At 59.6% G+C, this 2,441-nt stretch carries 3 protein-coding genes; all 3 read right to left on the bottom strand.

From position 1 onward, the window contains the following. On the bottom strand, positions 1 to 1,590 hold a 1,590-nt coding region (locus tag C5B90_RS19715), incomplete at its 3' end, for a hypothetical protein (RefSeq protein WP_115883614.1). Positions 1,591 to 1,619: 29 nt separating this feature from the next. Next, on the bottom strand, positions 1,620 to 2,033 hold the full coding sequence (locus tag C5B90_RS19710; RefSeq protein WP_115883613.1) for a hypothetical protein: 414 nt from the start codon (positions 2,031 to 2,033) through the stop codon (positions 1,620 to 1,622). A 4-nt stretch (positions 2,034 to 2,037) separates the two neighbouring features. Next, the gene (locus C5B90_RS19705; protein WP_004967632.1) at positions 2,038 to 2,286 is read right to left on the bottom strand and encodes a hypothetical protein; all 249 of its coding nucleotides are present in this window, start codon (positions 2,284 to 2,286) and stop codon (positions 2,038 to 2,040) included. Between the last annotated feature and the right edge of the window lie 155 nt (positions 2,287 to 2,441).

Here is a 2,441-nt window from a genome sequence, read left to right as displayed (position 1 = left end):
GCGAACGGAGGCCGTATCACCCACATACGCCGGGTCGTGGCCAAGCCACGTGCCGGGGTGGTAGCGGGCGGTGTAGATCCCCGGCTCGTCCAGCGTGACGATTGTGACGCCACTCTCGTTGGTCGCAACGCGCTGGTCACCCACCGTGATGTAGCCGCTGTGTGACGACCCGCCAATCGGGTACTGTCGGTCACTCCCATTCGATGCGATCGGTGCACCCGTCTGGTTATCGCGCAACTCGACTCGGATCGTCGCGTTCGACGTCGTCTGCGAAACGATCTCAACAGAGAGGTTACTCTCACGAAGCTGTCGCGCCGACCCGACTTGGGGGTCGACAATCGTGGCATTCACGCCACGAACGATCCCACCCACCCGAAGCGCCTCCCGGTCGACGGACTCTGCACGGACTGCCAGCCCGTACGTGGGCGTGTACGACTCGTTGACGACCTCGACAGTCACGTTCTCGCCGATCGTCTCACGGGGTGACGCCCGGTCAACCCCCCACGTGTCGATGATATTCGGACCATCGCGAACGGGCTCTGCACGCGGCCCGATCTGTGACGGATAGGCGTGTACTCGGACGGGAATCGCATCCGACTGTGCCGTGGTCGTCGACGTCCCGGTCGATGTGACGAGTGTGTCCCAGTTCGTGTTCCGAGCGGTGTAGAACCGCCACACACCACGGACTCTGGAGGTCTCATCGTCGGTGAGCGTATAGCCCTGCCACGGCCGGGACTGGAAAATCGCGACGCCAGTATCCCCGTTCGGGTACTGCGCGTAGTAGGGGTACACCGCGAGGTCGTAAATCTCGGTATCGAGTGTATCTGAGACGGTTCGTGTCTCGGTCCGGTAGTTGACTGTCGTCTCGGATTCGCCACCAACCGTTGTCTCGATGGTTTTCTTGAGGCGAACGGAGATGGTCGCTTCGAGCGTGAGATTCGCACCCCACGAGTGAGTGGTGTGATACTGTAATTCTGGCGTGTGAGTGCCGCTCGCAGTTGCGACTGGAATACCATCGATTTTCAGACGGATGTTCTCAATCTCGTGGGAGACGAGTTCCCAGTCGGTAGTCCGATTACCCGTTTCGGTCCCAGTTGGAACGCGAACGCGGTAGTCGACGAGCCCGCGAACCGTCCCATTGGGAGCGATATAGAGCGGTGTCTCACCTGCATCGAGATGGCCGCGCGTCGATGGCGTGACCGCGAAGATCGTCGCGTGCGCATCGTCGATGAACGTCCCATCTTCGAGTGACGCATGAGGCGGGTACGTCGACGTGTCGGGCCCGCCGGCGTCGAGATCAGCGAAATCGTTACGCGTCCACGTCGCGGCCGTCGCCGGCGGGCGCGTGAACGTGATGTCAGTCCCGTTGGCGAGTTGGTGGAGTGCCGTTCGGTCGTCGCCGTACTGCTGCTGGTAGTCTTGTTGGCTGACGTAGCGGTCGCTATCACGAGACCAGAGCGTTGCCGACTCGTTTTCCGTGAGGCCGTTTGTCTCAGTCCCTGGTCTCGGGGGCTGTGCCGTGGCGAGGCCGATAATGGAACTCGACACGAGCAACGCGGCTACCAGTACGGAGGGCACTCGATGCTTCATGGGAGGGCAAAGGTGGATTGGTGGGGCGCTTACCAGGGAGTGAGATTCATACAGTCCCCAAGTGGGAGACCCATAATCGACGCCACAACGGTATACAGCGGGCCGAGCACCGCCAAGATGAGGGCGGATTTGAGTGCTGCGCGCTTGTGGACTTTGAGTCGCTTTTTCTGTTCGGGGCTGGCGGTGAAGATCTCAGCGAGGGAGTCGGCCTGCCAGATGACTGCTAACCCAATGAAGCCGAGTGTCGTCGTAATCTGGAAGAAGCCCTCAACCATCCCCGGCAATTTCTCAGCGCTGCAGACCACGCTGTCTTGTGCGGCAACTGGCTGGACAGCAGCGATCGTGAACAGGACGCCGCCGATCGCGACGTGTCGGAGGATGGATTGGGAGGGCCGTTGCTGGTCGGCGGAGCGAGCGTCAGTTGGGGAGTGTGAGTCAGACATGAGGTCACTCGGTGTGGTCGTACACGAGCGCTTGGAGGTCGGCGTAGCGACTCGTCATAGTTGCAATCTCATCGAGCGAGTAGCCCAATTCACGCGCTTCGCTGAGTTGTGCGCGGAGTTCGTGCGGCTCAACGTCGCGAAGTTGCATCTCGTCGCGGAGGGCTTGCCGATAGAGGGCCGATGCGTTGAGATGGTCGTTCCACCTGAGGAACAACTCATCGATGTCTTCGACGGTGACTGAGCGGGAGATCATGTGTTCGGTATCGTTCCACACCGATTGTCTTGCGGTGCGTACATGTCAATCAGATTGATGGAATATTATATATTTACTGGCCGATATGAAGTGTGATGACATGCCAAACTAGGTACTAAATGATCATCTATATCCAAGACCGGTGTATAATTCTC

This window comes from Haloferax sp. Atlit-12N (genome assembly GCF_003383095.1).
Classification (GTDB): domain Archaea; phylum Halobacteriota; class Halobacteria; order Halobacteriales; family Haloferacaceae; genus Haloferax.
The sequence above is the reverse complement of the archived record's forward strand: the minus strand, read 5'-3'. Positions and strand labels throughout refer to the sequence as shown.